We start from the raw sequence: 24,603 nt of genomic DNA on the forward strand, positions 1-24,603 counted from the left end.
ATTATTGATAATCAAACTATTGAAAATGGTTATTTATAGTGGTATAAAATTGGCACAAGCAGCATCAGGTTAGAAAGCTTCATTTCAAAACTGAAATTCTCCAGCAAATTAAAAACATGTTCAAACTCAACTTAAAAATCGCCTGGCGAAACCTTTGGAAAAACAAGGGTTATACTTTCATCAATGTTCTTGGTTTATCAATCGGGATGGCTAGTTGTATTCTCATTTTTATTTTTATTAGATACCAAATGAGTTTTGATGAAGGCTTTAAAGATGAAGACAGGATTTATCGCGTAGTTTCTACATTCGATTATGCTGATGGAAATCAATTTTACACTCAGGGCGTTCCGTTGCCACTAACGCCGGCAATGAGAAACGATTTTTCGCCGTACATAGATAAAATTTCGGCAATTGAGCAAAGCGCCGGACTTATAAAAATTGCAGATGAGACAGGGAAAGAAAAGCTCAAAGTAATAGAAAGTGTGTTCTATGTTGAACCCGATTTCTTCGAAGTTTTCAATTATAAATGGCTGGCTGGCAACTACAACTCACTTGGCGACCCAAATAATGCGGTGCTTTCTAAAGAAATGGCCACTAAGTTCTTCTGCGATTGGAAGTTAGCTACAGGAAAAAGCCTTAATTTCGATGGTAAAACAAGCTATACTGTGAGTGGTGTAATTGATGATGTTGCCGAGAATAACTCGGTGCCTCTCAGGGTTATGCTTTCATACAAATCCTTCAAAAGTAGAAACCTAAGCAGATGGGGTTCGGTGGGCTCAAACTCCGAAAGTTATTTCAAACTTAAACCACAGGTAAAAATCGAAACGCTGGAAGGTCCGCTAAAATCGTTTCTTAAAAAATACTATGTAGAAGCAGCTCCAGGTAAGGAGGGGCATTTTTTTCAAGCTTTAAGTGATATTCACTACAATGAAAAGTACGGCAGTTTCTCTGGTAGAATTATGCCCAAAAAGCAACTTTGGGGTTTGGCCGTTATCGGTTTCTTCCTGATGATTACCGCATCAATAAATTTTATAAATCTCGCCACGGCACAGGCGGTAAGTCGTTCAAAAGAAGTTGGTGTTCGCAAAGTTATGGGTAGCCAGAGAGGCCAGTTAGTAGTGCAATTTTTAACTGAAACCTTAACAATTGTGCTTATTTCACTATTAATTGGAAGCGTGTTAACAGAAATCGCTTTGCCGGGGATGCAGCGTTTATTCGATTCGAAAATTTCGTTCAGTATTTTTCAACACCCGATTATTTTGGTTTTCATGCTCATGCTGGTGGTTTTCGTGAGTTTACTCGCGGGTTTTTATCCCGCGGTTGTAATGTCAGGGTTTAATCCTGCGCTGGCCATAAAAAACAAAGTTTCGGCTAATACCGGCGGTTTAGGTTTACGAAAAGTGCTTGTGGTTGTTCAGTTCGCCATCACTGTTACGCTAATTATTGGCACGCTGATTATTCTTCAGCAAATGAAATACATCCGCGAGCAACCTCTTGGTTTTAATCCGACAGCAGTTGCGATGGTCGACCTACCGAATGATAGTTTGACGACGCAACGCTTCGCTGCTTTTAAAACGCAGGTAAAGCAAATTCCGGGTGTTGAAAGAGTTAGTTTGTGCAGAACAGCACCATCTTCGCAAAATAATAATGGTAGTACTTTTTCTTATAATGGTGAGAGAGATGCTGATTTCCAGGTGAATACAAAAAATGCTGATGAGGATTATTTAAAAACCTTCGATCTGAAACTCGTTGCAGGCAGAAACCTGGTAAAATCCGACACAACGAACGAATATTTGGTAAATGAAACTTTGCTTAAAAAACTTAATGTGCGCAACCCTAACGATGCGATTGGAAAAATGATTTCTTTGGGTGGCATGAAGGCGCCGATTGTTGGCGTTATCAAAGATTTTAAAAACAAGAGCTTACACGAAAATATCGACCCCATTTTAGTAGGTTCTTTAAAACCAAGATTTTTTTATGCCGCCGTTAAATTAAATGCTAAACAGATGTTGGCAACAATGAAAAACGTTGAACAGATTTGGAAGAATACTTTTCCTGAATCTGTTTACAACGAATCTTTTCTAAATGAAGAAATCAACAACTATTACCAGGGCGAAAAAATAATGGGTACCCTTTTTAAAGTTTTTGCAGGCGTAATCATCTTCATTTCATTCATTGGATTATTCGGCCTAATTTCTTTCGTAGCCACTCAGCGAACCAAAGAAGTAGCCATTAGGAAAGTGCTGGGTGCATCAACCATCGAACTGGTAAAAATGCTCAACGGTTCATTTCTGGTAATGGTTTTCATCGCCAATTTAGTTGCCTGGCCATTGGCTTATCTTTTCGTTTCCAAATGGCTTTCCGGTTTTGCTTATCGAATCGATATCAGCATCTGGCCCTTTGCTCTCGCGATGGTAATTTCCATGGCAATCACGTTAGTAACTGTATCCATCCGCTCTTATAAAGCTTCTGTTGCGAATACAATTGATGCACTTAAATATGAATAAAGGAGGGAAGGTGAAAGGTTTTAAGGTGAAGGATTAAAGTATCCGGAACCTTCCAGCCTTCAACCTTTTTTATCCTTCAACCTTTAGAAATATGTTCAAACTTAACTTAAAAATCGCGTGGCGGAACCTTTGGAAAAACAAAGTTTATGCAGCCATAAATATAGGCGGATTAGCACTTGGATTAACGGCTTTTGTATTGATGTTGCTATACATCAATCACGAAGAAAGTTTCGATTCCTGGTCGCCGGATTTAAAAAATGTTTATCAAATACGTGAGAAACATGACTTCTTTACACCTGATAATAAAGAACACTGGCAAGATGCTGTAGATAGTCGGATGGCAGCTTTGGTTAAAGAAAATATCCCTCAGGCGATAGCCGTTACAAGAGTAGATCAGGAGTGGGATTGGAACGCTGGCTATTCTGTAAAAGTTAGGCATGCAGACCCGGTAATGATACAGAAAGTTAAGGATGCTGACAGCAGCTTTTTCAGCGTGTTCGATCATCAATTTATCCAGGGTAATACGGAAACCGCCCTTAAATCGCCAAAATCGATTGTATTAAAAGAAAGTATTGCGCTCAAGTTGTTCGGCACCACCAAAGTTTTAGGGAAAACGCTAAAGCTGGTGATCTGGAGAAATGATCCTGGTCAGCAATTAACAGTTACAGGAGTGGTAAAAGAGCCACAAACACCGCAAACTGTTGGTTTCAATGCCATCATGAGGACTGGTGAAAAAGATAAAGATCCAGATAACATTACAGCCAAGCACTATTGCCAGGTTTACGCTAAAATGTATGGTGATTTAGATAGCGTAAGTTTAAACAAGACGCTACAACAAGTTTATGTAAAAGCTAAAAAAGCATCGTTTGCTAAGCAAAAAATAAATTACAATGACTATTATAAAGATGGGAAAACGCCTGGATTAAGAGCGTTGCAGCTGGCGGAGGTACACGCAAATCCCGCCATACATCTCAGCTGGAAAGATAAATTAAAACCTGTAGTTGGCATCTCTATTTTCTTGCTTTTAGTCTCGGTAATCAATTTTGTAAATTTAGCAACCGCTCAATCTGTTAACCGGGCTAAAGAGGTTGGCGTTAAAAAAGTTTTAGGTTCCAATAAACATCAGCTACTTACACAATTTCTTTTAGAATCTGCCTTACAAAGTGTAATAGCACTCTTTCTATGCGTTGTTCTGGTCGAGGTAGTATTGCCTGCATTTAACCAACACTTCAATGTAACCTTAAGCTTTTGGCATAATCCAAGATTATTGTTAATGATATTCCAACTCGTTATGCTGTTTGTCGTCGTCACGCTGCTTGCTGGTTTCTATCCATCTTGGGTTTTATCAAACTACAATCCGGTATCAGTTTTAAAAGGCAACTATGCCAACGGTTTAAAAGGAACGGCAATCCGGAACGTTTTGGTCGTTTTTCAATTCGTAATCTCGGTCACTTTTATCATTGCTATTGGGGTAATGTATCAGCAAACAAAATATGTAAGCAATAAAGATTTAGGTTTCGATAAGGGAAACTTAATCAATATCAGAACCAATTATGAAGAAAAATTTGCCGAACGCTTACGAAAAATTCCAGGTGTAAAATACATCGCTACCACCACGCAGGTAATGGGTAATGCTTTCAACATTCCCGAAGAAATCACTTATAAGGATAATAACATTGCCTTAAATACAGTTACGGTAAGCATGGATGCCTTGCAGGCACTAGGAGTTAAAGTAATGCAGGGGCGCATTTTTGCAAAAGAATACAAACAAGATACCGTAAACGCTGTGGTGATCAATGAAAGCGCTGCTAAATTAATTGATAAATACCCTGTGGGTAAACTGTATGATGTGAAAAGTGACAAGGAAAAATACACTTTCCAGATTGTTGGCGTCATAAAAGATTATCATAACGAAGGCTTTGATAAGGCTGTTCTGCCAACTATTTATAAGGTAACCCACTTGGGTGGCACCTCCATGACGAATAATGTATTAGTTCGGTTCAATAGTGAAAATAGCGCCCAGATTATCCGAAAAATCGAGGCCGAATGGAAAGTTGCGTACCCTAATTATCCAATGTCATATGTTACCATGAATGATTCGTTGAATAAGGTGTTAGAGGAGAACAACAGGTTTATGAACATGATTGTACTATTTAGCACGATTTCGGTTTCATTGTCTTTGTTAGGCTTGTTTGCATTATCAACCTTTGTTGCAAAAAGAAGAACAAAAGAAGTTGCCGTTAGGAAAGTTTTAGGCGCTGCTAATTACGAAATTATCAACCTGTTAAATAGGTCGTTTTTGATATTGGTGATCATCGCTAATGTCATCAGCTGGCCAATCGCTTATATTCTCATTAAAAAATGGTTAGATGCATTTGCCTATCGGATTGATATGCCTGTTTTACCTTTCATAGTGGCAACAGTGGTTTCCATCACCATAGCGATATTAACGGTAAGTATTCAGGCCAGGAAAGCAGCGACTATGGATCCTGTAACGGCGCTTAAATATGAATAATACAAGAACGGTTTAGGTTATAAGTTTTAAGGATGTAGACGTGCTACAAACTTATTCGAGACTCTTAAACTGATAACCTACAATTGATAACTCACAACTTTTATGATAGAACTTAAAAATATAGAAAAATATTACGCCAATAAAGGGGTTAAAAGTTACATTCTTCGCCATGTAACCACTACAATTAAACAAGGCGAATTTGTGTCTATAATGGGACCATCTGGCGCCGGTAAATCAACTCTGCTGAATATTTTAGGGATGCTTGAGGAGCCGACTTACGGCACTTACGAGTTTATGGGCGAAAATGTAACCAGTTTAAATGAACGTAAACGAATTGAACTTTACCGCAATCACATTGGTTTTGTGTTTCAGGCTTATCATTTAATTGATGAGATGACGGTTTACGAAAACATAGAGGCGCCACTGCTTTATAAAAAAGTGGGAAGCGCTGAACGTGCCAGCAGAATTGCTAACTTGCTGGATAGGTTTAATATCGTAGCTAAAAAAGATTTATTTCCAAACCAACTTTCGGGAGGTCAGCAACAACTGGTCGGTATTGCAAGGGCTTTAGCCGCTCAACCGAGCATCATTCTGGCCGATGAACCTACTGGAAATCTGCAATCGGCACAGGCAGAAGAAATTATGCAGCTTTTCCAAAAATTAAATAAAGAAGATGGGATCACCATTATCCAGGTAACGCATTCTGAAAAAAATGCTGAATATGGGAATAGGATCTTACACATTGCCGACGGCGTTGTTAAGGGTGATGTGCAAGTTTAGTGGTAAGTGCTACATGTTAAGTTTTAGGTTATACGCTTTAAGTTTTACGCCCGACTTAGAACTTATAACCTAAAACTATAACTTTGCTTGATGCAAAAAACGTTCACCGATCAGATGGGACGGAAGGTTACACTCGACTTTCCGCCCAAACGCATTGTTTCTATTGTTCCCTCACAAACAGAATTGCTTTTTGATTTGGGTTTAGATCAGGAAATTATCGGCTTAACCAAGTTTTGCATCCATCCGATAGAAAAGTTTGCCGGACGTACGAAGGTTGGCGGCACGAAAAAACTTAATATCGATCTGATTAAAGATTTGAATCCCGATCTCATCATTGGAAATAAAGAAGAAAACACGCAAAGCGATATTGAAGAGTTAGCCGAGCATTTTCCAGTTTGGATGAGCGACATTTTTACCTTAGATGATGCCATGAAAACCATCTCGCAGATTGGTGCACTGGTAGATCGTGACCCTGAAGCTGCATACCTTAACCACCTTATTTCAGCTGGTTTTAATGATTTGAAAACGTTAGCAGTTCAACACCAAATTGATAAAAAGGTAGCCTATCTCATTTGGCGAAAACCTTTTATGGCTGCAGGTAAAAACACTTTTATTGATGATGTGCTGCTCACCAACGGAATGATTAATGTTGTTCAACAAGATCGATACCCACAAATTACATTGGAGAAACTGAAACATCTTAATTGCGAACTGATTCTACTTTCATCAGAACCCTATCCTTTTAAAGAAAAACATATTGAAGAAATACAGAACGCCATTCCAAATGCGAAGGTCATGTTGGTTGATGGGGAAATGTTCAGTTGGTATGGAAGCCGTTTAGTTAAGGCAGTTCAATATTTTTTCGAGTTTCAAAAAGAACTTTATTAGTCTTTCACTGTTCCTTAGTTTATAAAACTTAATATCTTCACCTATGAAAAAATTTATTTACCTCACATTATTTGTTGCTGCGATTTCTGGATGTGGGATCATGCGATCTGCGTCTTCCGGAGAATCGATTTCCATTGAGGGCAGGATAACCAAATTGGGAATGACGACTTATCAGTACGGAACCCATACCATTAGTTATGGCGGTAAACCTTATGCGCTTAGAAGTAGTAGTTTAAATCTCGATACCTATGCCGATAAACAAGTAGTTTTAAGAGGTACCAAAGTCGCGGGTTACCCAATAGAGGGTGGGCCAGATTTGATAGAAGTTTCTGAAGTGGTGATGAAGTAGCAAAGCTGAAGATAATAATTAATATTATTTTGAAATTTTTGTCGTTCAGAATTAGCGACTTAGCTTTTTTAATAAAAAATAATTGATAAAAACTGGTGCATACCTTTTGATTATTCAATCTAGTTTCTATCTTTGCAGTCCTTAATACATCCTAACTGCGGAAGTGGCGTAATTGGTAGCCGCACCAGACTTAGGATCTGGCGCTTCACGGCGTGGGGGTTCGAGTCCCTTCTTCCGCACAACAAGATAAAGGCCGTTTCGATTTAAACATCGGAACGGTTTTGTTTTTAAAAACATTGATTAATAACAACGGGGGTGATTTGCGAACACTAAGCTTGTCTCACATCTCACTTCTAAATACTCATATCTCTAAAAATGAATATTACACAGGAAAAAACCGGCAACTTAAATGCTGTTGTAAAAATCAAAATCGCACCTGCTGATTATAGTCCGAAAGTAGAAAAAGCCATTAAAGATCAGGCTAAAAAAGCACAACTACCTGGTTTCCGTAAGGGAATGGTTCCTGCTGCTCACATTAAAAAGATGTATGGCAAAAGCATTTTAGTAGAAGAGATCAATAACTTATTAAATGATACGTTATCAAACTATATTGCTGAGCAAAAATTAGAAATTTTAGGTCAGCCATTGCCTCAAATGGATAACGAACGCGATTTTAAGTGGGATAACACAGATGAATTCGAGTTCGATTACGAATTGGGTTTAGCACCAGCGTTTGATGTTAATGTTTCTTCTAAAGATAAATTTACACAGTATGTGGTTAAAGCTGATCAGGAGACTTTGGAAAGCCGGATCAAAAATATCCGTCGCAGCTATGGTAAAATGACAAACCCGGAAGTTGCTGAAGAAGGTGATGTTTTATATGCTGAATTGGTTCAGTTAGGTGCAGATGGTTCTATTTTCGAAGGTGGCATCTCCAATACTGCAACTATCCGTTTAGATTTAATCTCGGATAAAAAAGTTCTTAAATCATTAGTGGGTTTAAAAAAGGATGACGTAGTAACAATCGATGTTCAAAAAACATTTGAAGATAAAGCGGCGATTGCTAAAGCACTAAATATTTCTGAAGAGGATGCAGCAGATTTAAAATCGAACTTCCAGTTGACAGTAAAAAATGTTAACCGTTTGGAAGAATCAGATTTAAATCAGGAATTTTTCGATAAAGTATTTGGCGAAGGCACGGTAACAGATGAAGCTGGCTTCAGAGCAAAAATTCAGGAAGAAGTAGAAAGTATGTTTACACAAGATGCAGAACGTAAATTATCAAACGATATTTACGAAGCACTTTTACAAAAACACGCTTTTGATTTACCGGATGACTTCTTGCGTCGTTGGTTAAAAGCAACAAACGAAAAATTAACTGACGAAGAATTAGCAGAAGGTTATGATGATTTCGCTAAAAACCTTAAATGGACATTAATCGAAAACAAAATCATCAAAGATAATAGCATCGAAATTAAATATGAAGATGTTGTTGCAGCGGCTAAAGCTAAGTTAGATGCTCAATTTAGAATGTATAGCCCAAGTCCGCTTCCAGAAGATCAATTGGCGCAATACGCTGTTCAATTTTTACAAGATAAAGAAAATGCGAACCGCACTTTCGAAGAGGTTAAAGCAGCTAAAACTTTCGAACAAATTAAAACTATCGTAACCTTGGATCAAAAAGAAATTGATTACGATAAGTTTGTAGAGTTGGATAAGAAGGACTAGCGTTAGGCGATTAGCGGTAGGCGTTCAAAAATGATTGATCGATTGCTTATATTTAGCGATGGCTCAATTTAAATTTCAATCGCTCGAAGTTTGGCAGTTATCTATCGAACTAACTGATAAATTACTTGATATAGCTGACCGATTGTCAGTCGATAAAAAATACAGATTTGCAGAGCAGCTCAATGGGGCTGCTCTTAGCATATCCAATAATATTGCCGAAGGTTCTGGTTCCATTTCAAACAAGGAATTTGCTCATTATCTGAACATTGCGCATAGATCTGCATTTGAAAATGCTAATATTTTGGTGGTATTGGAAAGAAGAAAATACATTTCTGACACTGAACTGCTTTATTATCTAGAAGAATTAGATAAATTGGCACGGAAATTAACCAACTTCAGAAAATATTTGTTAAAATTATAATCCGGTTTGGCTATTCGTTAATCAACGCTCAACGCCAAACTCTAAACGCAATACAATATTATGAACATAGATTCACAAGAATTCAGAAAATTTGCCGTTAAACATCAGGGGATTGGCGGTTTACACGTAGATAAATTTATTGCACAGGCGAACATGAACCCACAGAACATGACGCCTTACATTATTGAAGAACGTCAGTTGAACGTAGCTCAAATGGACGTTTTTTCAAGGTTAATGATGGATCGTATTATCTTTTTAGGTGATGCAATCTACGATCAGAATGCCAATATTATTCAAGCTCAGTTGTTGTTTTTACAATCAACAGATGCTGATAGAGACATTCAGATTTACATCAATTCACCAGGTGGTTCGGTATATGCAGGTTTAGGTATTTATGATACGATGCAATATATTCAGCCAGATGTGGCTACAATTTGTACTGGTATGGCGGCATCAATGGGCGCTGTATTATTGGTTGCAGGAGCTAAAGGTAAACGTGCTGCATTACCTCACTCAAGAGTAATGATTCACCAGCCATCAGGTGGTGCACAAGGTGTTGCATCTGATATGGAGATCAATTTGAGAGAAATGTTAAAATTGAAAAAAGAATTATACGATATTATTTCACAGCACTCTGGCCAAAGTTATGATTGGGTAGAGAAAGCTTCAGATCGCGATTACTGGATGACTGCCGATGAGGCAAAAGGATTTGGTATGGTTGATGAAGTTTTATCGAGAAACTCAAAAAAAGATGGCGAAACAAAATAAAGAATCCCGTTGCTCATTCTGCCATTCTGGCAAGCATGAAACTTTAATGTTAATTGAAGGCATGGATGCATTTATCTGCGATAAGTGTGTAACTCAGGCCAATCAACTGCTTGCACAGGAATTAGGAACCAAAAACACTAAAAACATCCAGGCTGCTATTTCTTTACTTAAACCCTTAGAAATAAAGCAGCATCTGGATCAATATGTAATTGGTCAGGATGACGCTAAGAAAGTACTTTCAGTTGCAGTTTACAACCATTATAAACGTTTAAATCAAAAAGTTGATAAAGACGAGATTGAGATCGAGAAATCGAATATCATGCTGGTAGGTGAAACAGGTACAGGTAAAACCCTTTTGGCTAAAACCATTGCGAAAATTCTGCACGTTCCATTTTGTATTTGTGATGCAACGGTGTTAACGGAAGCTGGTTACGTAGGAGAGGATGTAGAAAGTATTTTGACACGTTTACTTCAGGCTGCTGATTACGATGTTGCTGCAGCAGAACGTGGCATTGTATATATTGATGAAGTGGATAAGGTTGCTCGTAAAAGCGACAACCCTTCAATCACTCGTGATGTATCAGGCGAAGGTGTTCAGCAGGCGTTACTCAAAATCCTGGAAGGTACGGTTGTAAATGTTCCACCTCAGGGCGGACGAAAACACCCCGATCAGAAAATGATTCCGGTAAATACCAACAACATTCTGTTTATCTGCGGAGGTGCTTTTGATGGTATTGAACGTAAAATTGCAAATCGTTTGCGTACGCAGGCTGTTGGTTATAAGGTGAAGAAAGATGAAACCGTTTTAGATCTTAAAAATCTTTACAAGTATATCACACCTCAAGATTTAAAATCTTTTGGTTTAATTCCAGAGTTAATTGGTCGTATTCCAGTGCTTTCGCATTTAAATCCTTTGGATAAAGAATCGCTACGTAATATTTTAACAGCGCCTAAAAATTCATTAATTAAGCAATATGTTAAGCTTTTTGCTTACGAAGATGTTAACTTAGTTTTTGAAGATGATGTTTTGGATTTTGTTGTCGACAAGGCAATGGAGTACAAACTGGGTGCTCGTGGTTTGAGATCGATTTGTGAAGCGATTATGTTGGATGCAATGTTCGACACGCCGACGCAAACGGATGTCAAGGAGTTGCACATCACGCTCGATTATGCGATAGAAAAATTTGAAAAGGCCGACTTCAAGAAGTTACAAGCCGCATAAAAATTCAAATCCTTCCCGAGCATCGGGAGGGATTTTTTTTAATACAATATTTATTAACGCTAAGCGCCAAGCGCTTTGCTCAAAGCCCTTAAAATATGAATGAAGAAAAAGACGTAAAAAAAGACGAAGCCATAGTGGAGAAAGCCAAAAAGGTTAAAGAGGTTGAAAGTCCTGTTAAATCTGGTTTAAAATCGAAAGACGAAATTGTTAAAAATTGGTTGCCAAGATATACCGGCCGCCCGCTGGATCAGTTCGGTGAATATATTTTGCTAACAAACTTCAGTAAATATGTGAGCATGTTTTCGGAGTGGAACGACAACGCCCCAATTATGGGTTTGGATAAGCCTATGCAAAGCGTTACCGCAAATGGAATTACCATTATCAACTTCGGGATGGGTAGTCCGCTTGCAGCAACTATGATGGATTTATTAACAGCGATAAAGCCAAAAGCAGTTTTGTTTTTAGGTAAGTGCGGTGGGTTAAAGAAGAAAAACCAATTAGGCGATTTAATTTTGCCAATTGCAGCAATTAGGGGAGAAGGAACCTCAAACGATTACCTTCCTGCAGAAGTGCCGGCATTGCCAGCGTTCGCATTGCAGAAAGCAATCTCTACAACTATCCGTGATCATGGTAGAGATTACTGGACCGGAACTTGTTATACCACAAACAGAAGGGTTTGGGAGCACGATAAAGAATTTAAAAAGTATCTTAAAACATTAAGGGCGATGGCAGTTGATATGGAAACAGCTACGGTGTTTACTACTGCTTTTGCAAACAAAATTCCAGCAGGAGCATTGTTATTGGTTTCAGATCAGCCAATGATCCCGGAGGGTGTTAAAACCGCAGAAAGCGATAGTGCTGTAACGGAGAAGTATGTCGAAACGCATTTAAGAATTGGAATTGACTCTTTAAAGCAATTGATTAATAATGGGCTTACAGTTAAACATTTGCTGTTTTAACAATTTGTCGTCATTGCAAGGAACGAAGCAATCTAGGAAGAAAAAACATATCAATTGAAGATCGGTTTACCGATCTTTTTTTATGCACTAGCTGCCCACATCGCCAGGATCACTTGAAATATCAGCGATCGCTTTAGGATTCCCACTTGCGTGAGACTGACGGGCTTAAATGTTTGAAGTTTTTGATATCACCGGTCGTTTGCGAGGAGTTACGACTAAACAATCTCATTCGGGTATTATATCGCAGAAGTGAGATTGCCACTAAACGATGAAGAATCGTTTCTCGCAATGACGAGACAGGGTTCGGAAAGCGCAAGATTGGCTTTGTTGTAAAATACGGCTTCCTGCTACCTTGCTGAGAAATGCGATAGTGGGTTATAGCTAAGTTGATATAAGCATAATTTCGTTTGAAAATTTAGTGCATAAAAAAAGACCGACAAATTTGTCGGTCCCTAGATATTACTGTTATAACAAAAGTTATAATTTTAGCCCAAATAAGATTTTAAGATTTTACTTCTTGAAGTATGACGTAAGCGTTGTAGCGCCTTATCTTTAATCTGACGAACACGCTCACGGGTTAAGTTGAATTTTTCACCTATCTCTTCTAACGAAAGAGGATGATTTGAGCCTAAACCAAAGAATAAAACAATGATTTCTCTTTCTCTTTCTGTTAAAGTAGATAAAGAACGTTTAATTTCTTCTGATAATGATTCGTTGATTAATGAACTGTCGGTGTTTGGTTCATGGTTTTCCAATACATCCAATAATGTATTTTCTTCACCCTGAACGAACGGAGCATCCATTGAAACGTGACGGCCAGAGTTACTTAAAGTATCCGAAATTTTATCAACAGTAGTTTCTAAAATATCTGCTAATTCTTCTGGCGATGGTTCACGCTCATATTCTTGCTCTAGTTTAGAGAAAGCCTTGCTGATTTTACTTAATGAACCAACTTGGTTTAAAGGTAAACGTACAATACGGCTTTGCTCTGCGATAGCTTGCAAAATCGATTGACGGATCCACCAAACGGCGTAAGAAATGAACTTGAAACCCTTAGTTTCATCAAATCGTTTTGCCGCTTTAATCAAACCTAAGTTACCTTCATTAATTAAATCACCTAAGGTTAAACCTTGATTTTGATATTGTTTTGCAACAGATACTACGAAACGTAAATTGGTCTTAGTTAATCGCTCTAATGCAGCTTGATCGCCTTCACGAATCTTTCTTGCTAAAATTACCTCTTCCTCTGCTGTTATTAAATCTACTTTACCAATTTCGTGTAGGTACTTATCTAACGACTGACTTTCACGGTTGGTAATGGATTGCGTTATCTTGAGTTGTCTCATTTATACGTTTTGTGTGCTCTTTAATTGTTGAAGTGTGCAAAGTTACGAAATTGTATAGCAATCCGAAAGGATAAAATACTGAAAATGTTGCTGTTTGCACACGTTTTTTATAGTTTTACTTATAACAAAAATCATTCCAATAAAGTTTTTGACAGTAATTACTAACACTATCTTAATATCATTGATTAACATTTATTATTTATTGTAAATCAATAAATATATTTTGTTAATTAATAATTTATTTTTTATGTTTGATAAGTCGATTATTGAAAATATATGACGCTCTTAAGATTTTACTAATTATATGAGCTTGCAATAATGCTTTTGCTTTTGTAGTTAATTAAAATTTGAATTGCCACAAAAATTAACCCTTCAAATTTAATTTCATGAAAATTAATACTTTTAAAATTTCTAGGCAAGCAGGTATAAGCCTGATTTTTATTGCGATTACTAGCATTGTTAGTGGCATATTCACTGCCGTCTCGAACTATAGAGATGGCTCAATAGCCATAAAGTTAGCCGAACCTTATGCTAAAAAAGAGATTAAGATAATTGGCACTGGCAAGTTTACAAATAGTAATATTGGTGTGTATGAATTTAAGCCAACATTGATGCAGGCTTTAATTTTATCAGAAGATGGATTGGGTGGAATGGGAGCAGCAACACTATTTTACTTAATGGTGGGCGGAGTTACCTTAACTTTAAATTACAAAAAGCCTGAAATTTTTGAAACGATAACCGAGACCAGACTTTGGCAGAGCGTTGCAATTGGAGTGATGATATTTTTTGCCTTGAAATTTTTATCTATGGTTTTACTAAATCAGTATGTTAGTAAATTGTCGGGTCATGATTTTAAATATTTTCTTGATACAAATTTATCTTTCAATTTTACGTTACTCTCCTTGTTTGCGGTGCTTGCGATAATATATGATTTACTTTCTTACTCAAGAAAGCTGAAAGAGGAAAACGATTTAACCATATAAATAACCAAATGCCAATTATTATAAATTTAGATGTAATGCTTGCTCGTCGCAAAATGTCGCTTACCGAATTAAGTGAACGCGTTGGGATCACGATGTCTAATTTATCCATATTAAAAACCGGTAAAGCAAAGGCAGTTCGGTTGGAAACCCTGGAAGCCATTTGCAAGGTTTTAGATTGTCAGCCAGGAGATATTTTAGAATTTAGAGCTAATTAGCTTAGGTTCTAAATGCAATGAGCGGGAAGAAAACTTAATTAGTTTGTTGTTTTTTTCCACGGAAACACGGAAGACACGGAAAAACGCAATGGGTTTCAAATTCTCGTTTCTTGCACTGAATTATGTTAAATAAACCTGATAGGATGGATGCCGATTTTTTTATCGGAAGGAAGGATAGCAGGACTTTCGGAACCTAAGTGCACAGAAACCTGATTTACATAAAAAAGCAAATGAGATTGCCGCACCCGATGGAAAATCGGCTTCGCAATGACGGCAATTTTGGAAACAAAAAAACCTTCCAGTTTGCACTGAAAGGTTTTTTTATTCAACAAGCTTTGAATTTTAGTTTTTCAACTTTTAACTCTCACCTTTCAACTTTTTTTACGCTTGTTCAGCCAAAACTTTAGTTACTAAATCTGCAGCTTCTTTTAAAGCGATTGCCGAGTAAACTTTAAGTCCTGATTCATCAATTAATTTTTTAGCTTCTTCTGCATTTGTACCTTGTAACCGGCAAATGATTGGAACAGGAATATTTCCGATTTCTTGATAAGCATCGATAACACCTTGCGCAACACGGTCGCAACGAACAATACCACCGAAAATGTTGATTAAAATCGCTTTAACGTTAGGGTCTTTTAAAATGATGTTAAAAGCCGCTTTAACAGTTTGTGCATTTGCAGTTCCACCAACGTCTAAGAAGTTAGCAGGTTCACCACCAGCCAATTTAATAATATCCATTGTCGCCATTGCCAAACCAGCACCGTTAACCATACAACCTACGTTACCATCAAGGTTAACGAAGTTTAGGTTAGAAGCACTTGCTTCAACTTCCATCGGATCTTCTTCAGCCGTATCACGCATTGCTGCATAATCTGGGTGACGGTATAATGCATTTTCATCTATATCAACCTTAGCATCAACAGCGATCACTTTATCATCAGAAGTTTTTAACACTGGGTTAATTTCAAACATCGATGAATCGGTAGTATCGTACGCTTTATATAAAGCAGTTACAAATTTAACCATCTCTTTGTGTGCAGCACCGCTTAAACCTAAGTTAAAAGCTACTTTGCGAGCCTGGAAGCTTTGTAAACCAACTTTAGGGTCGATTTCTTCTTTAAAAATTAAGTGTGGAGTATGCTCAGCAACTTCTTCGATATCCATACCGCCTTCAGTACTGTACATAATAATATTGCGACCTTTTGCACGGTCTAACAATACTGAAATATAATATTCTTTGGTTTCAGAAGCACCTGGATAATAAACATCCTGAGCGACTAAAATTTTACTCACTAATTTACCTTCTGGCCCGGTTTGAGGGGTAACCAATTGCATACCAAGAATATCGGTTGCACGTTGTTTCACTTCATCAAGGTTTTTGGCTAATTTAACGCCTCCTCCTTTACCGCGGCCACCTGCGTGAATTTGCGCTTTGATTACAACCCAATCAGAATTATAATCAGTTTTCAGTTGCTTAGCAGCCTCAACAGCTTGCTCTGGAGTGTCGGCAACAATTCCTTCTTGAACGTTAACACCGAAACTTTTTAATATTTGTTTACCCTGGTATTCGTGAATATTCATTTGCTACAAAATTTGCCCAAAGCTACAATTTCAAACCCTTTAAACAAATAGATATTTCCGTTTTTTTGTAGAAAATGAACGTTTTATGTTAATCGGGAATAGTAGTCTTGCCCATGCTACAATTTTTTAAACTTGTAGAGTTGACAGCTTTCTTTCCAATTTGATATTGAAGTTGTCAACTCTTAAAAAGAAATCAAAAGTATTCCCGCTTTTCAGAGCATTTATCTAACTGCGGCTAGCGTTTTTGGATTGGGTCGCTTGTAAATTTTATAAGACCTTTTTAGCGAGTTCTTTTACCTCATTTTTAAAAGCTTTATCGAATACAGGTTTGGCCGGAGCTCTGCTCTTAAGGTTGTATACGAAATAATCCAGCTCATCTTTGTCATCAAAAATCTTATCACCATTTGTATCCTTTATCAGATCCATTAAGATCAAATCATGCTTTTCGTCGAGTTTCCAATTCTGTATAGAATAATTTTCAGGAGAAATTTGAACAAAGGTTTTGCCTTCCAAGCTGGATAAAAACAACGTCCTAGGGTCTGCAGATGTTAACTTTTTGTCACCGTCAAAATCAGCATTGGTAACCTCGTAATAGATAAAATTATTCGTTAGTAAAGCGGATTGGTTTGGGTTTTTATCTGGGTTGCCAACATTAAAACTATTGATTATCAGTTTCTCACGTGTCAATAATTCACTTTTGCCCGATATCACATTATAAAATGCTAAATTCCAATAGTTTATTCCTCCATCGCGTTTGTAGCTATCAGATTGGCGGTCATTTAACTGTAATGGATAAATGATTAGATGCTTATTTTCGATTATGATCGAAGAGCTATATTTTACCTTTGGCGCTTTTGGTTCTTCGCTGGTTCCTGATGGATTATCTACTTCTGTAGAAATTGTTCTTTCTTGATTTGAGCAGGATAACATTAATAAATTAATGGTGATGACTGCAATGAGTGTTATGTTTTTCATAATGTAGCTGGATTTAAATGATTCGAGTTAAATGGAAAAGTTTCTGATTTTTGCAACCTAGAATTAACTTCCAGCTATTGGCGACCCAAAAATACCGACAGCCATTTCGGCCCAAATTAAAAACAGTGCAATTAAAATTACCACCAAAGCAATGGTTCTGCTGGTACCGGTTTTTATGTTTCTTATAACCAGTTCGATGGCTAAACCTGTACTTAATAGCAATACGCCGGCAGCTACAAAGTCTGATAGTGTCCAGTTTACTTCGTTGGTAAACTGCATTGCAATTAACGGAATACATAAAATGAATGCGATCACGCTCAAAATAATTGTGATTCTTAACTTAAATGGGCTTAATGTTTCTTGATTTTTCATGATGTTATTTGTGTTAATTAATTTATAAATTTTTAATAATTGTTGCAAGTGAAATCGTCTATTTGCCTAATAAAAGCTATTGTACCGTTTGAATAATTTTTGGACTTGGTTGATGACTGATATTTTCATTTTTTTATCCCAAAATATTCAGCCGTATTCCAATCCTGCAAATTCCAAGAAAGCCAGCTAACGCTCTCGTACCGCTCTTTAAAAAAGCCAATTCTCTGATCAAGCTTTAATTGAAGTTGATCATTTGTGGCGCCAATGAGAATTGTACCTCTAGGCGCAAGGCTTCCAAAATTTCCGTCGGATAAATCAAGTTCCCTTCTATGCTGATCAATTATTGGAAGCGTTTTATCTGATAAGGAAAGTAAATAATCAGGATCGAATGCGATGGTTTCTCTGTGCGCTAAATTGTATTTTACAATAACAACATCCCAATTCACCATTGTGAAAACCAATAATAGGAGATACCAAATATTTCCATTGATCTTTAGCAGATAGAAGAATGTTTTTTGCCTGGCTATTTTCAAATAAACAGTGCTTAAGCCCACTATGCAGAGTGTGGCAAATACAATAACGCCTATACGTTTATAAGTAAGGCCATAAACTTCTATATATTGCGCATCTCTAATGAAAACAGAAATAATTAATAGAAAATTTTGGATCATCCACGCAAATGCCAGAATTTTTAACGTTTTACTTTTTGAGTAAAAATTTAAGTTCCCTCTAAAAAAGTAAACGATAATGGCCATTGCTAAAATGATACTGAAGATGAGGGCATTGGTGCCATCGTGTAATTCGGCGGCATAGTTCGTTTCGGCCAATTGTTTCCCCTTACCAAGCCATAACCACCAAATATCGATTCCATTTAGCATCAGTAATAAAAAGTTTAAAGCAACAAAAGAAATCACCGCGACAATGTATTCGGTTTTCAGCGCCATTTTTTTTGAAATCACTCTGCCCATAAATACTTGGGCAACTTCATTCCAAAGGGTTTTAATTCTGCTTTTACTTTTCTTCCGATGTAGATTTTCTTCCAGATCCAATTCAATCTTTTCAAAAACACGATCGTAAAAGGTGATGAGTAATCCACCGGTTAAGGCTAAGCCGAGACCAAAATGGATGAAGCGCTCGAAACTTAAATCTTTGAAAATAAAGCCAAATACATCTGTGAGTACATTTGCAATGCTATCTCCAAGTTCGGAGGCGTATTTTTCAAAAATTGCGTTAGCGCCACTGTAGATGCCGATGAAAATAAATACCATAATGATTGGCAGGATGATATATTTTAACGGCCTCAGCAATGGTCTGAATTTGAAATTCCCGATTTGAAGATCGGATAGTCGCCTAAATGCGGTTGCTGGGATGGCAATAATTTGCAGTGCTGTAGCCATAAGTGCTACCCAAACTGATCTGATGCTTTGATAATGAGAAAAACCGACAAATAGTAAAAAACTGATATAGTATGTAGCAAGCGATAAATCGGAATTGTTAACTACTACCATTACTGCTGCAAGTAAATGCACAATTGCGTAGATTTTAAATTTCTTTGTTTTAGCAACCTCGGTGTTGAAGAAGTTAATACTCAAGATAAATACACTGTAGATAAGCAGGTTAAATGCCAGTCTTTCTGACCAAAATATCAAGTTGAATAATATCCCTCCAATAAGGGTAGCGAGTAGGAGGTAATTAGGTTTCGTTTTCATAATTTAAAATAATTTCCGATTAAAAATAAGATGAAGTAAATGGGGATATTGATGAGAATGCTGTAAATAGAAATGAGTACTTCCTTTCTAAAGAATTCATTGATGATTAATTGAATGACTAATGCAATTAGTAGTGATGTATTAATGAAAACTGAGGATATAAAAAATAGGAAACAACCCAAAAGCAAAAGTTCCGCTTTTAAGATAATCAACAACGTAAAGAGGATTATTGCTGCAATCGCAGTGAATAGTCCACACATTTTCGATAGGCTAACAATTAAAGGAGACTCAGTTCTATGCATTATTTCTTTTTTTAAAAGTACTTTGAAATTCAAAGTATGCGTACAAAAAAATAGTTAAAGTTTATTAATCATTTTTTCAAGGGCATCTAAATGCGCTTTAAAAGCTTGTTTTCCCAAAATGGTAATAGAATAGGTGGTGCTGGTTTTACGCCCGATAAAACCTTTATGTACCTCAATAAATTCGGCTTGCTCTAAGGTATTTAAATGCGATGCAAGGTTTCCATCCGTAAGTTCCAGCATTTGTTTCAAATCATTAAAGCTAATTTCATGGTTAACAATCAGCATCGACATTACGCCGAGCCGAATTCGGCTGTCGAATATTTTATTAAGATCTGCTATTGGATTCTTCATTTTATTGGCCTTTCTCGTATTTAAAATACATCACCAATCCATAAATAATGTGAAGTACGCCGAAGCCAATTGCCCAAAATATTAACCCGTAAGCCACATAAAACATACAAATTAATCCTAAAATGATTTCCAGGAAGCCCAAATAGCGAATATCGCTATAGGTATATTTACTTGCGTTAATGAGCGACAGCCCGTAAAAAATTAGGCAAGAAGGCGCAATAATAGCATAAGTATGAGCATGATTAATCAGCAACGCGATGATAAATAATCCTCCAGTTACCAATGGAATAGCCAAATTGGTTAACAATGATTTGGAGGTTTTGTCCCAGATTGGTAAATTATTTCGTTGACTTTTTCGATAAGTAAATAAAATCCCACCCGCTAAAGCAATTACCAATACAAAAACACCCAATTTGATTAAGTTAAATTCCAAGTCCATTTCGCCCTCTATTCCATAACTATATCCTCTTTTGTTGATGAATTTTTCAATTTCATCGTTTGCAAAGTAGGCACCCATTAAAGCTATAACTCCAGCAAATACGCCAGATAAACCACTTAATGAAATAAATCTTGAAGATCTATCCATCATCTGTCTGATGTCTTTTAATGCGTTTAGTTGTTCCTCAGAATTACTCATTTTGAAAGTGCTTTGTTTTTCAAAGTTAAGTAAGATTCTGATAACTGCAAACTTTTTTTTAATAAATTGATTTTACAGATTATTATCGGATCGATTATAAAGATTAACGACTTACACAGATTGAAAAATAATAAAAATGTAAATGGGGTGTCATACATCAAGCCTTATGCTTACAACCTGTAACTTATCACTCACAAAGCAAAAATTTAACTATTTTTACGCCATGCTAAAAGCCACTGGAATAAGAAAATCATACGGAAATCTGCAAATATTAAAAGGTGTTAATTTTGAGGTTCAGAAAGGGGAGATCGTAAGTATTATTGGTCCGTCTGGTGCGGGAAAAAGTACTTTACTCCATATTTTAGGTACGCTAGATAAACCTGATGATGGGAAAGTTGAGCTTAAAGGAACCATCATAAATAAATTAAGTGGAGAATTATTAAGCGCTTTTCGCAACCAAAATATTGGTTTTGTATTTCAATTTCATCATTTATTGCCTGAATTTAGTGCATTGGAAAATGTATGTATCCCGGCTTTTATTGCTAAAACGAATAAAAAACAAGCAGAAACCCGAGGTTTGGAATTGCTTGATTTATTTGGTTTGAAAGATAGAGCCAATCACAAACCCAACCAATTATCGGGTGGAGAACAACAAAGGGTAGCCATTGCAAGAGCACTAATTAACAATCCATCAATTATTCTGGCTGACGAACCATCTGGAAATCTTGATTCAGAAAATGCATCAGCCTTACACCAGCTTTTTGTAACACTAAGAGATAATTTTCAGCAAACGTTTGTAATTGTAACGCATAACGAACACCTGGCTAAAACAAGCGATCGCGTAGTAACGATGAAAGACGGTTTAATCGTATAGGAAGTTGCCATCTATCAATTGCCTGTTATCTACTACCAATTATCAATTTCCCATTCAAAACTGAATATCAAATAACATTTAAACATTGAAAATATTAATTACTGGCGGAAATAATGCCAAAGCCTTAAAGTTAATGAAGGCATTTCCTAGTCATTTTGTCCTGCTAGCCGACTATGGCGATGTTCCGGGTATTGTAACTGAAAATTATGCTTTTACCTCATTGGGCAAGCTCAATCAAGATAGTATTGCACATTTATTATTGAATTTTTGCATCACTGAAGCTATCGATTGCATCATCCCGTTACACAATTATGAAGTAGAACCCCTCGCTAAATCAGCCGTTTTGTTTGGTGAATATGGCATTCAGGTGTTAACTCCACCAGCCGATTCGTTACTGAATTATATCTCGCTTGAAAAGACCAACTATGTAAACTACGCAGTATTCATTCAAGGTGAATGTATTTTTGCTAGTAGTGCTGAAATTTTTATTAAACAGAACGAAGAACTAAACGGCGTTTTCGGCTATAACAATTCAAACGATGATTTAAAACTCCTTACAATTTAAGATGGATGCATACGAGCTAGTGAAAGATAAGCAGATCGTCATTTTTGAACTTGATAATGTGCTTTACCCTGAAAAGGATTATCTGCTTCAAGTTTATTATTTATTTGCCCAGTTTATCGAATATAGCGAGCAAAAAAATGCGCAAGCTATCTTAGCTTTCATGAGAGGTGAATTTGAGCAATCAGGAGTAGAGGGTTTATTCGTAAAAACAGCGAAGGCTTTTGAAATTGACGCCAAATACCAATACAATTTTGATTTGCTTCATCAAAATGCCCGACTGCCTTTAAAACTTTTATTGTTCAAAAACCTGCTAGAGTTTATGCAAGAGTTGGTCATTGAAAGAAAAAAAATATTCATCGTGACGGCTGGAAATCCAGATCAGCAGCTTAACAAAATTAAACAAACAGAATGGAATGGACTGGAAAATTACCTAACGGTATACTTTGCAGATGAAATGGGCGTAGAGAAGACAGAAATATTTCAGAAGATATTAAACGACAACAATTTATCGCCAAATGATGCGTTAGTTGTGGGGGCAAATAATTTTGATGAACAACAATCCAAGTTAATGAATTTGCCGTATATTGTGTCACTGGAAATTTACAAATAAATATGTTTAGAAAAGTTAATGTGAAGAAGAGCATTTTGTTCTTTTTAGTTGGGTCGGCTGGTTTTTTAGCTTCTTGTAAAAAGAACAGTACTGAACCTGATTCAGATTCATCTACCCCTGTAGTAGAAAAGAATACACTGCAAACCCCAACTTCAAACCGTGATTATTTAACCCGCGATTCTATCTTTTTATATGCGAAACAAACTTACTTCTGGAATGTGGGGATGCCTGATTATGATACCTTTAATCCACGAAAGTATGCGAACGATGATCAAGTATTAGCGGCGCTTGCGGCTTTGCCAAGTACGGGTGGAAAAGATAAGTATTCGTTTATTGATAATGGTGCAGTTGCCGGGCAATTGGGCGGTGTAAGTGGCGATTATGGTTTTTCAGCAAATTACGATGCTAATAATTTATTACGCGTTAAATCTGTTTACGCTACTTCTCCTGCGGCTCTTGCCGGTTTAAAAAGAGGCTATCAAATCACCCGGGTGAATGGTAGAACAACCTTAAGAACCAGTCAAAGCGATATCGACAATTTAAACGATGGTATTTTTGGTAGTAATCCCAGTATCTCTATGACTGTTGTAAAACCTGATGGTACTTCACAAGATTTGGTAATTAACAGAGGCAGTTATAATATTAATCCTATTCTATACTCAAATACATATACTGTAGCGGCAAAAAAAATAGGTTATATTGTTTTTAACAGCTTCACCACTAATTCTGTTCCATTATTGGATGCTGCCTTTGCTAAATTTACAACGGATGGAATCACTGAATTAGTAGTCGATTTAAGGTACAATGGCGGAGGTTCGGTTGCAACATCAGAAGCTTTTACCAATTTAATTGCTCCGGCATCGCAGAATGGAAAAGTAATGTATACTACTTATTGGACCAAAACAATGCAGGATAAACAAGCTACTATTCTCCAGAATCAAAAATTTTATCAAACTGGTTCAGATGGGGTTAGGCGCATGTTTTCTTTTTATGATTATGATTATCAACCTACAGCTCAGGGAGGTAATTTAGAAGTTTTTGCCAAACGCGGAAGTTTGAATGGATTAACCAGGGTTTATTTTTTGGTTGCAGGCGGAACAGCATCTGCAAGCGAGTTGTTGATTAACAACTTAAAACCGGTAATGGATGTAAAGTTAATTGGTAGAAAAACCTACGGCAAACCAGTTGGGTTTTTCTCTCTCAGAATCGATAAAAAAGACTTGTACATCCCTCAGTTTCAAACGAAGAATCAATCAGGCTTTGGCGATTATTTCGATGGAATGGCAGTAGATAAAGATGTAGTTGATGATTTGACTAAAGACTTCGGAGACCCATCAGAAAAATTATTAGCCCAGGCTTTAAATTATTCTGCAACAGGTGCATTTACCTCATATTTAAAAGAAAGCACATTAAGTAGTACTTCTGGCGTATCTAGGCAGGTAATCGATAGCAATAACGAAAAACTTGACCACGAATTTAAAGGAATGATCGAAACTCGAAAACTGAAGTTGAAATAACAGGAAATTAGAAATTTAGCCTCGATGAAAATCGAGGTTTTTTTTTGTTAATTATTACATAAAATGAGTGTTTGCGGTTGTTTTTCTTCGAAAAAATCAATAAGCTTGTTTAACATTAATCGTTAAAGAGAAGCTATGCCAATAGAAATTGTAGAAAAAGAACATTTAAGCTATTTGAATATCATCAATGCAAAAGAAGATCATACAGAAGAACTAAAAACTAAACTTGATGAGGCTCAAAGACTTGGGAATGAGTTCAAATCCAAAGCGGTGATTACTTTTAACACAACAATTGGCCCTAAACGCGTAGATACTACGGTTTGGGCAGTAACAGAAAAATACATTCAGCTAAAAAATAATATTCATATCCCAATTAAAAGTTTAATTGATATTGATTTTTAGGTTGTCTTTGTAAGGAAATAAATCATC

At 36.7% G+C, this 24,603-nt stretch carries 24 protein-coding genes and 1 tRNA gene; 18 read left to right on the forward strand and 7 right to left on the reverse strand.

Going from position 1 to position 24,603, the window contains the following annotated elements:
• Positions 1-116: 116 nt before the first annotated feature.
• From ASE92_RS08635 to ASE92_RS08685, 11 genes are all read left to right on the forward strand, one after another.
• Entirely contained in the window at positions 117-2,507 is a 2,391-nt protein-coding gene (locus ASE92_RS08635; protein ID WP_056849702.1) for an ABC transporter permease, read from the forward strand.
• A gap of 91 nt (positions 2,508-2,598) precedes the next feature.
• Entirely contained in the window at positions 2,599-5,022 is a 2,424-nt protein-coding gene (locus ASE92_RS08640) for an ABC transporter permease (RefSeq protein WP_056849703.1), read from the forward strand.
• A 102-nt stretch (positions 5,023-5,124) separates the two neighbouring features.
• Complete coding sequence (locus tag ASE92_RS08645) at positions 5,125-5,802, forward strand: ABC transporter ATP-binding protein (protein WP_056849704.1); 678 nt, start codon at positions 5,125-5,127, stop codon at positions 5,800-5,802.
• Positions 5,803-5,892: 90 nt separating this feature from the next.
• Positions 5,893-6,690, forward strand: a complete 798-nt coding sequence (locus ASE92_RS08650) for a helical backbone metal receptor (protein ID WP_056849705.1) — start codon at positions 5,893-5,895, stop codon at positions 6,688-6,690.
• Positions 6,691-6,733: 43 nt separating this feature from the next.
• Positions 6,734-7,039, forward strand: coding sequence for a hypothetical protein (locus tag ASE92_RS08655; RefSeq protein ID WP_056849706.1), 306 nt, complete (start codon positions 6,734-6,736; stop codon positions 7,037-7,039).
• 157 nt (positions 7,040-7,196) lie between these two features.
• Positions 7,197-7,278 (forward strand) — tRNA-Leu (locus ASE92_RS08660).
• A 136-nt stretch (positions 7,279-7,414) separates the two neighbouring features.
• Entirely contained in the window at positions 7,415-8,767 is a 1,353-nt protein-coding gene (tig, locus tag ASE92_RS08665; RefSeq protein ID WP_056849707.1) for a trigger factor, read from the forward strand.
• 58 nt (positions 8,768-8,825) lie between these two features.
• Positions 8,826-9,188 (forward strand): four helix bundle protein, encoded by a 363-nt coding sequence (locus tag ASE92_RS08670; protein ID WP_056849708.1) that lies wholly within the window; start codon positions 8,826-8,828, stop codon positions 9,186-9,188.
• 60 nt (positions 9,189-9,248) lie between these two features.
• Positions 9,249-9,956, forward strand: a complete 708-nt coding sequence (gene clpP / locus ASE92_RS08675; RefSeq protein ID WP_056849709.1) for an ATP-dependent Clp endopeptidase proteolytic subunit ClpP — start codon at positions 9,249-9,251, stop codon at positions 9,954-9,956.
• Positions 9,940-11,178, forward strand: a complete 1,239-nt coding sequence (clpX, locus tag ASE92_RS08680; RefSeq protein WP_056849710.1) for an ATP-dependent Clp protease ATP-binding subunit ClpX — start codon at positions 9,940-9,942, stop codon at positions 11,176-11,178. Before clpP ends, clpX begins: the two co-directional genes overlap by 17 nt.
• A 95-nt stretch (positions 11,179-11,273) precedes the next feature.
• A complete protein-coding gene (locus ASE92_RS08685; protein ID WP_056849711.1) occupies positions 11,274-12,137 on the forward strand; it encodes an AMP nucleosidase in 864 nt (287 codons plus the stop codon).
• A gap of 485 nt (positions 12,138-12,622) precedes the next feature.
• Here ASE92_RS08685 and ASE92_RS08690 read toward each other — a convergent pair whose 3' ends face one another.
• The gene (locus tag ASE92_RS08690) at positions 12,623-13,483 is read right to left on the reverse strand and encodes an RNA polymerase sigma factor RpoD/SigA (RefSeq protein WP_010601359.1); all 861 of its coding nucleotides are present in this window, start codon (positions 13,481-13,483) and stop codon (positions 12,623-12,625) included.
• Positions 13,484-13,869: 386 nt separating this feature from the next.
• On the opposite strand from ASE92_RS08690, the gene ASE92_RS08695 reads away from it, so the two are divergent.
• Positions 13,870-14,466 carry a DUF2975 domain-containing protein gene (locus ASE92_RS08695; protein ID WP_056849712.1) on the forward strand — a complete coding sequence of 199 codons (597 nt, stop codon included), beginning with the start codon at positions 13,870-13,872 and terminating at the stop codon, positions 14,464-14,466.
• 8 nt (positions 14,467-14,474) lie between these two features.
• Positions 14,475-14,681: a helix-turn-helix transcriptional regulator gene (locus ASE92_RS08700; RefSeq protein ID WP_056849713.1), complete on the forward strand. Its 207-nt coding sequence runs from the start codon at positions 14,475-14,477 to the stop codon at positions 14,679-14,681.
• A gap of 381 nt (positions 14,682-15,062) precedes the next feature.
• On the opposite strand, the gene sucC is transcribed toward ASE92_RS08700, so the two are convergent.
• The 6 genes from sucC to ASE92_RS08735 all read right to left on the reverse strand — a co-directional run bounded on the left by sucC (position 15,063) and on the right by ASE92_RS08735 (position 20,608).
• A complete protein-coding gene (gene sucC, locus ASE92_RS08705) occupies positions 15,063-16,262 on the reverse strand; it encodes an ADP-forming succinate--CoA ligase subunit beta (protein ID WP_056849714.1) in 1,200 nt (399 codons plus the stop codon).
• A 267-nt stretch (positions 16,263-16,529) separates the two neighbouring features.
• Positions 16,530-17,237: a hypothetical protein gene (locus tag ASE92_RS08710; protein ID WP_056849715.1), complete on the reverse strand. Its 708-nt coding sequence runs from the start codon at positions 17,235-17,237 to the stop codon at positions 16,530-16,532.
• A gap of 63 nt (positions 17,238-17,300) precedes the next feature.
• Positions 17,301-17,609, reverse strand: coding sequence for a hypothetical protein (locus ASE92_RS08715; protein ID WP_056850026.1), 309 nt, complete (start codon positions 17,607-17,609; stop codon positions 17,301-17,303).
• A gap of 125 nt (positions 17,610-17,734) precedes the next feature.
• Positions 17,735-19,318 carry a DUF4173 domain-containing protein gene (locus ASE92_RS08720; protein ID WP_056849716.1) on the reverse strand — a complete coding sequence of 528 codons (1,584 nt, stop codon included), beginning with the start codon at positions 19,316-19,318 and terminating at the stop codon, positions 17,735-17,737.
• A gap of 356 nt (positions 19,319-19,674) precedes the next feature.
• Complete coding sequence (locus ASE92_RS08730; RefSeq protein WP_056849718.1) at positions 19,675-19,971, reverse strand: transcriptional regulator; 297 nt, start codon at positions 19,969-19,971, stop codon at positions 19,675-19,677.
• A 1-nt stretch (position 19,972) separates the two neighbouring features.
• Positions 19,973-20,608, reverse strand: a complete 636-nt coding sequence (locus ASE92_RS08735) for a hypothetical protein (protein WP_056849719.1) — start codon at positions 20,606-20,608, stop codon at positions 19,973-19,975.
• 223 nt (positions 20,609-20,831) lie between these two features.
• On the opposite strand from ASE92_RS08735, the gene ASE92_RS08740 reads away from it, so the two are divergent.
• From ASE92_RS08740 to ASE92_RS08760, 5 genes are all read left to right on the forward strand, one after another.
• Positions 20,832-21,482 carry an ABC transporter ATP-binding protein gene (locus ASE92_RS08740; protein ID WP_056849720.1) on the forward strand — a complete coding sequence of 217 codons (651 nt, stop codon included), beginning with the start codon at positions 20,832-20,834 and terminating at the stop codon, positions 21,480-21,482.
• 85 nt (positions 21,483-21,567) lie between these two features.
• Entirely contained in the window at positions 21,568-22,047 is a 480-nt protein-coding gene (locus ASE92_RS08745) for a hypothetical protein (protein WP_056849721.1), read from the forward strand.
• 1 nt (position 22,048) lies between these two features.
• Complete coding sequence (locus ASE92_RS08750; protein ID WP_056849722.1) at positions 22,049-22,657, forward strand: HAD hydrolase-like protein; 609 nt, start codon at positions 22,049-22,051, stop codon at positions 22,655-22,657.
• A gap of 2 nt (positions 22,658-22,659) precedes the next feature.
• Positions 22,660-24,174, forward strand: a complete 1,515-nt coding sequence (locus ASE92_RS08755; RefSeq protein ID WP_056849723.1) for a S41 family peptidase — start codon at positions 22,660-22,662, stop codon at positions 24,172-24,174.
• A gap of 135 nt (positions 24,175-24,309) precedes the next feature.
• The gene (locus tag ASE92_RS08760) at positions 24,310-24,576 is read left to right on the forward strand and encodes a hypothetical protein (RefSeq protein WP_056849724.1); all 267 of its coding nucleotides are present in this window, start codon (positions 24,310-24,312) and stop codon (positions 24,574-24,576) included.
• The last annotated feature ends 27 nt before the right edge of the window (positions 24,577-24,603 follow it).

This window comes from Pedobacter sp. Leaf41 (genome assembly GCF_001422545.1).
In the GTDB taxonomy this organism is placed as follows: Bacteria; Bacteroidota; Bacteroidia; order Sphingobacteriales; family Sphingobacteriaceae; genus Pedobacter.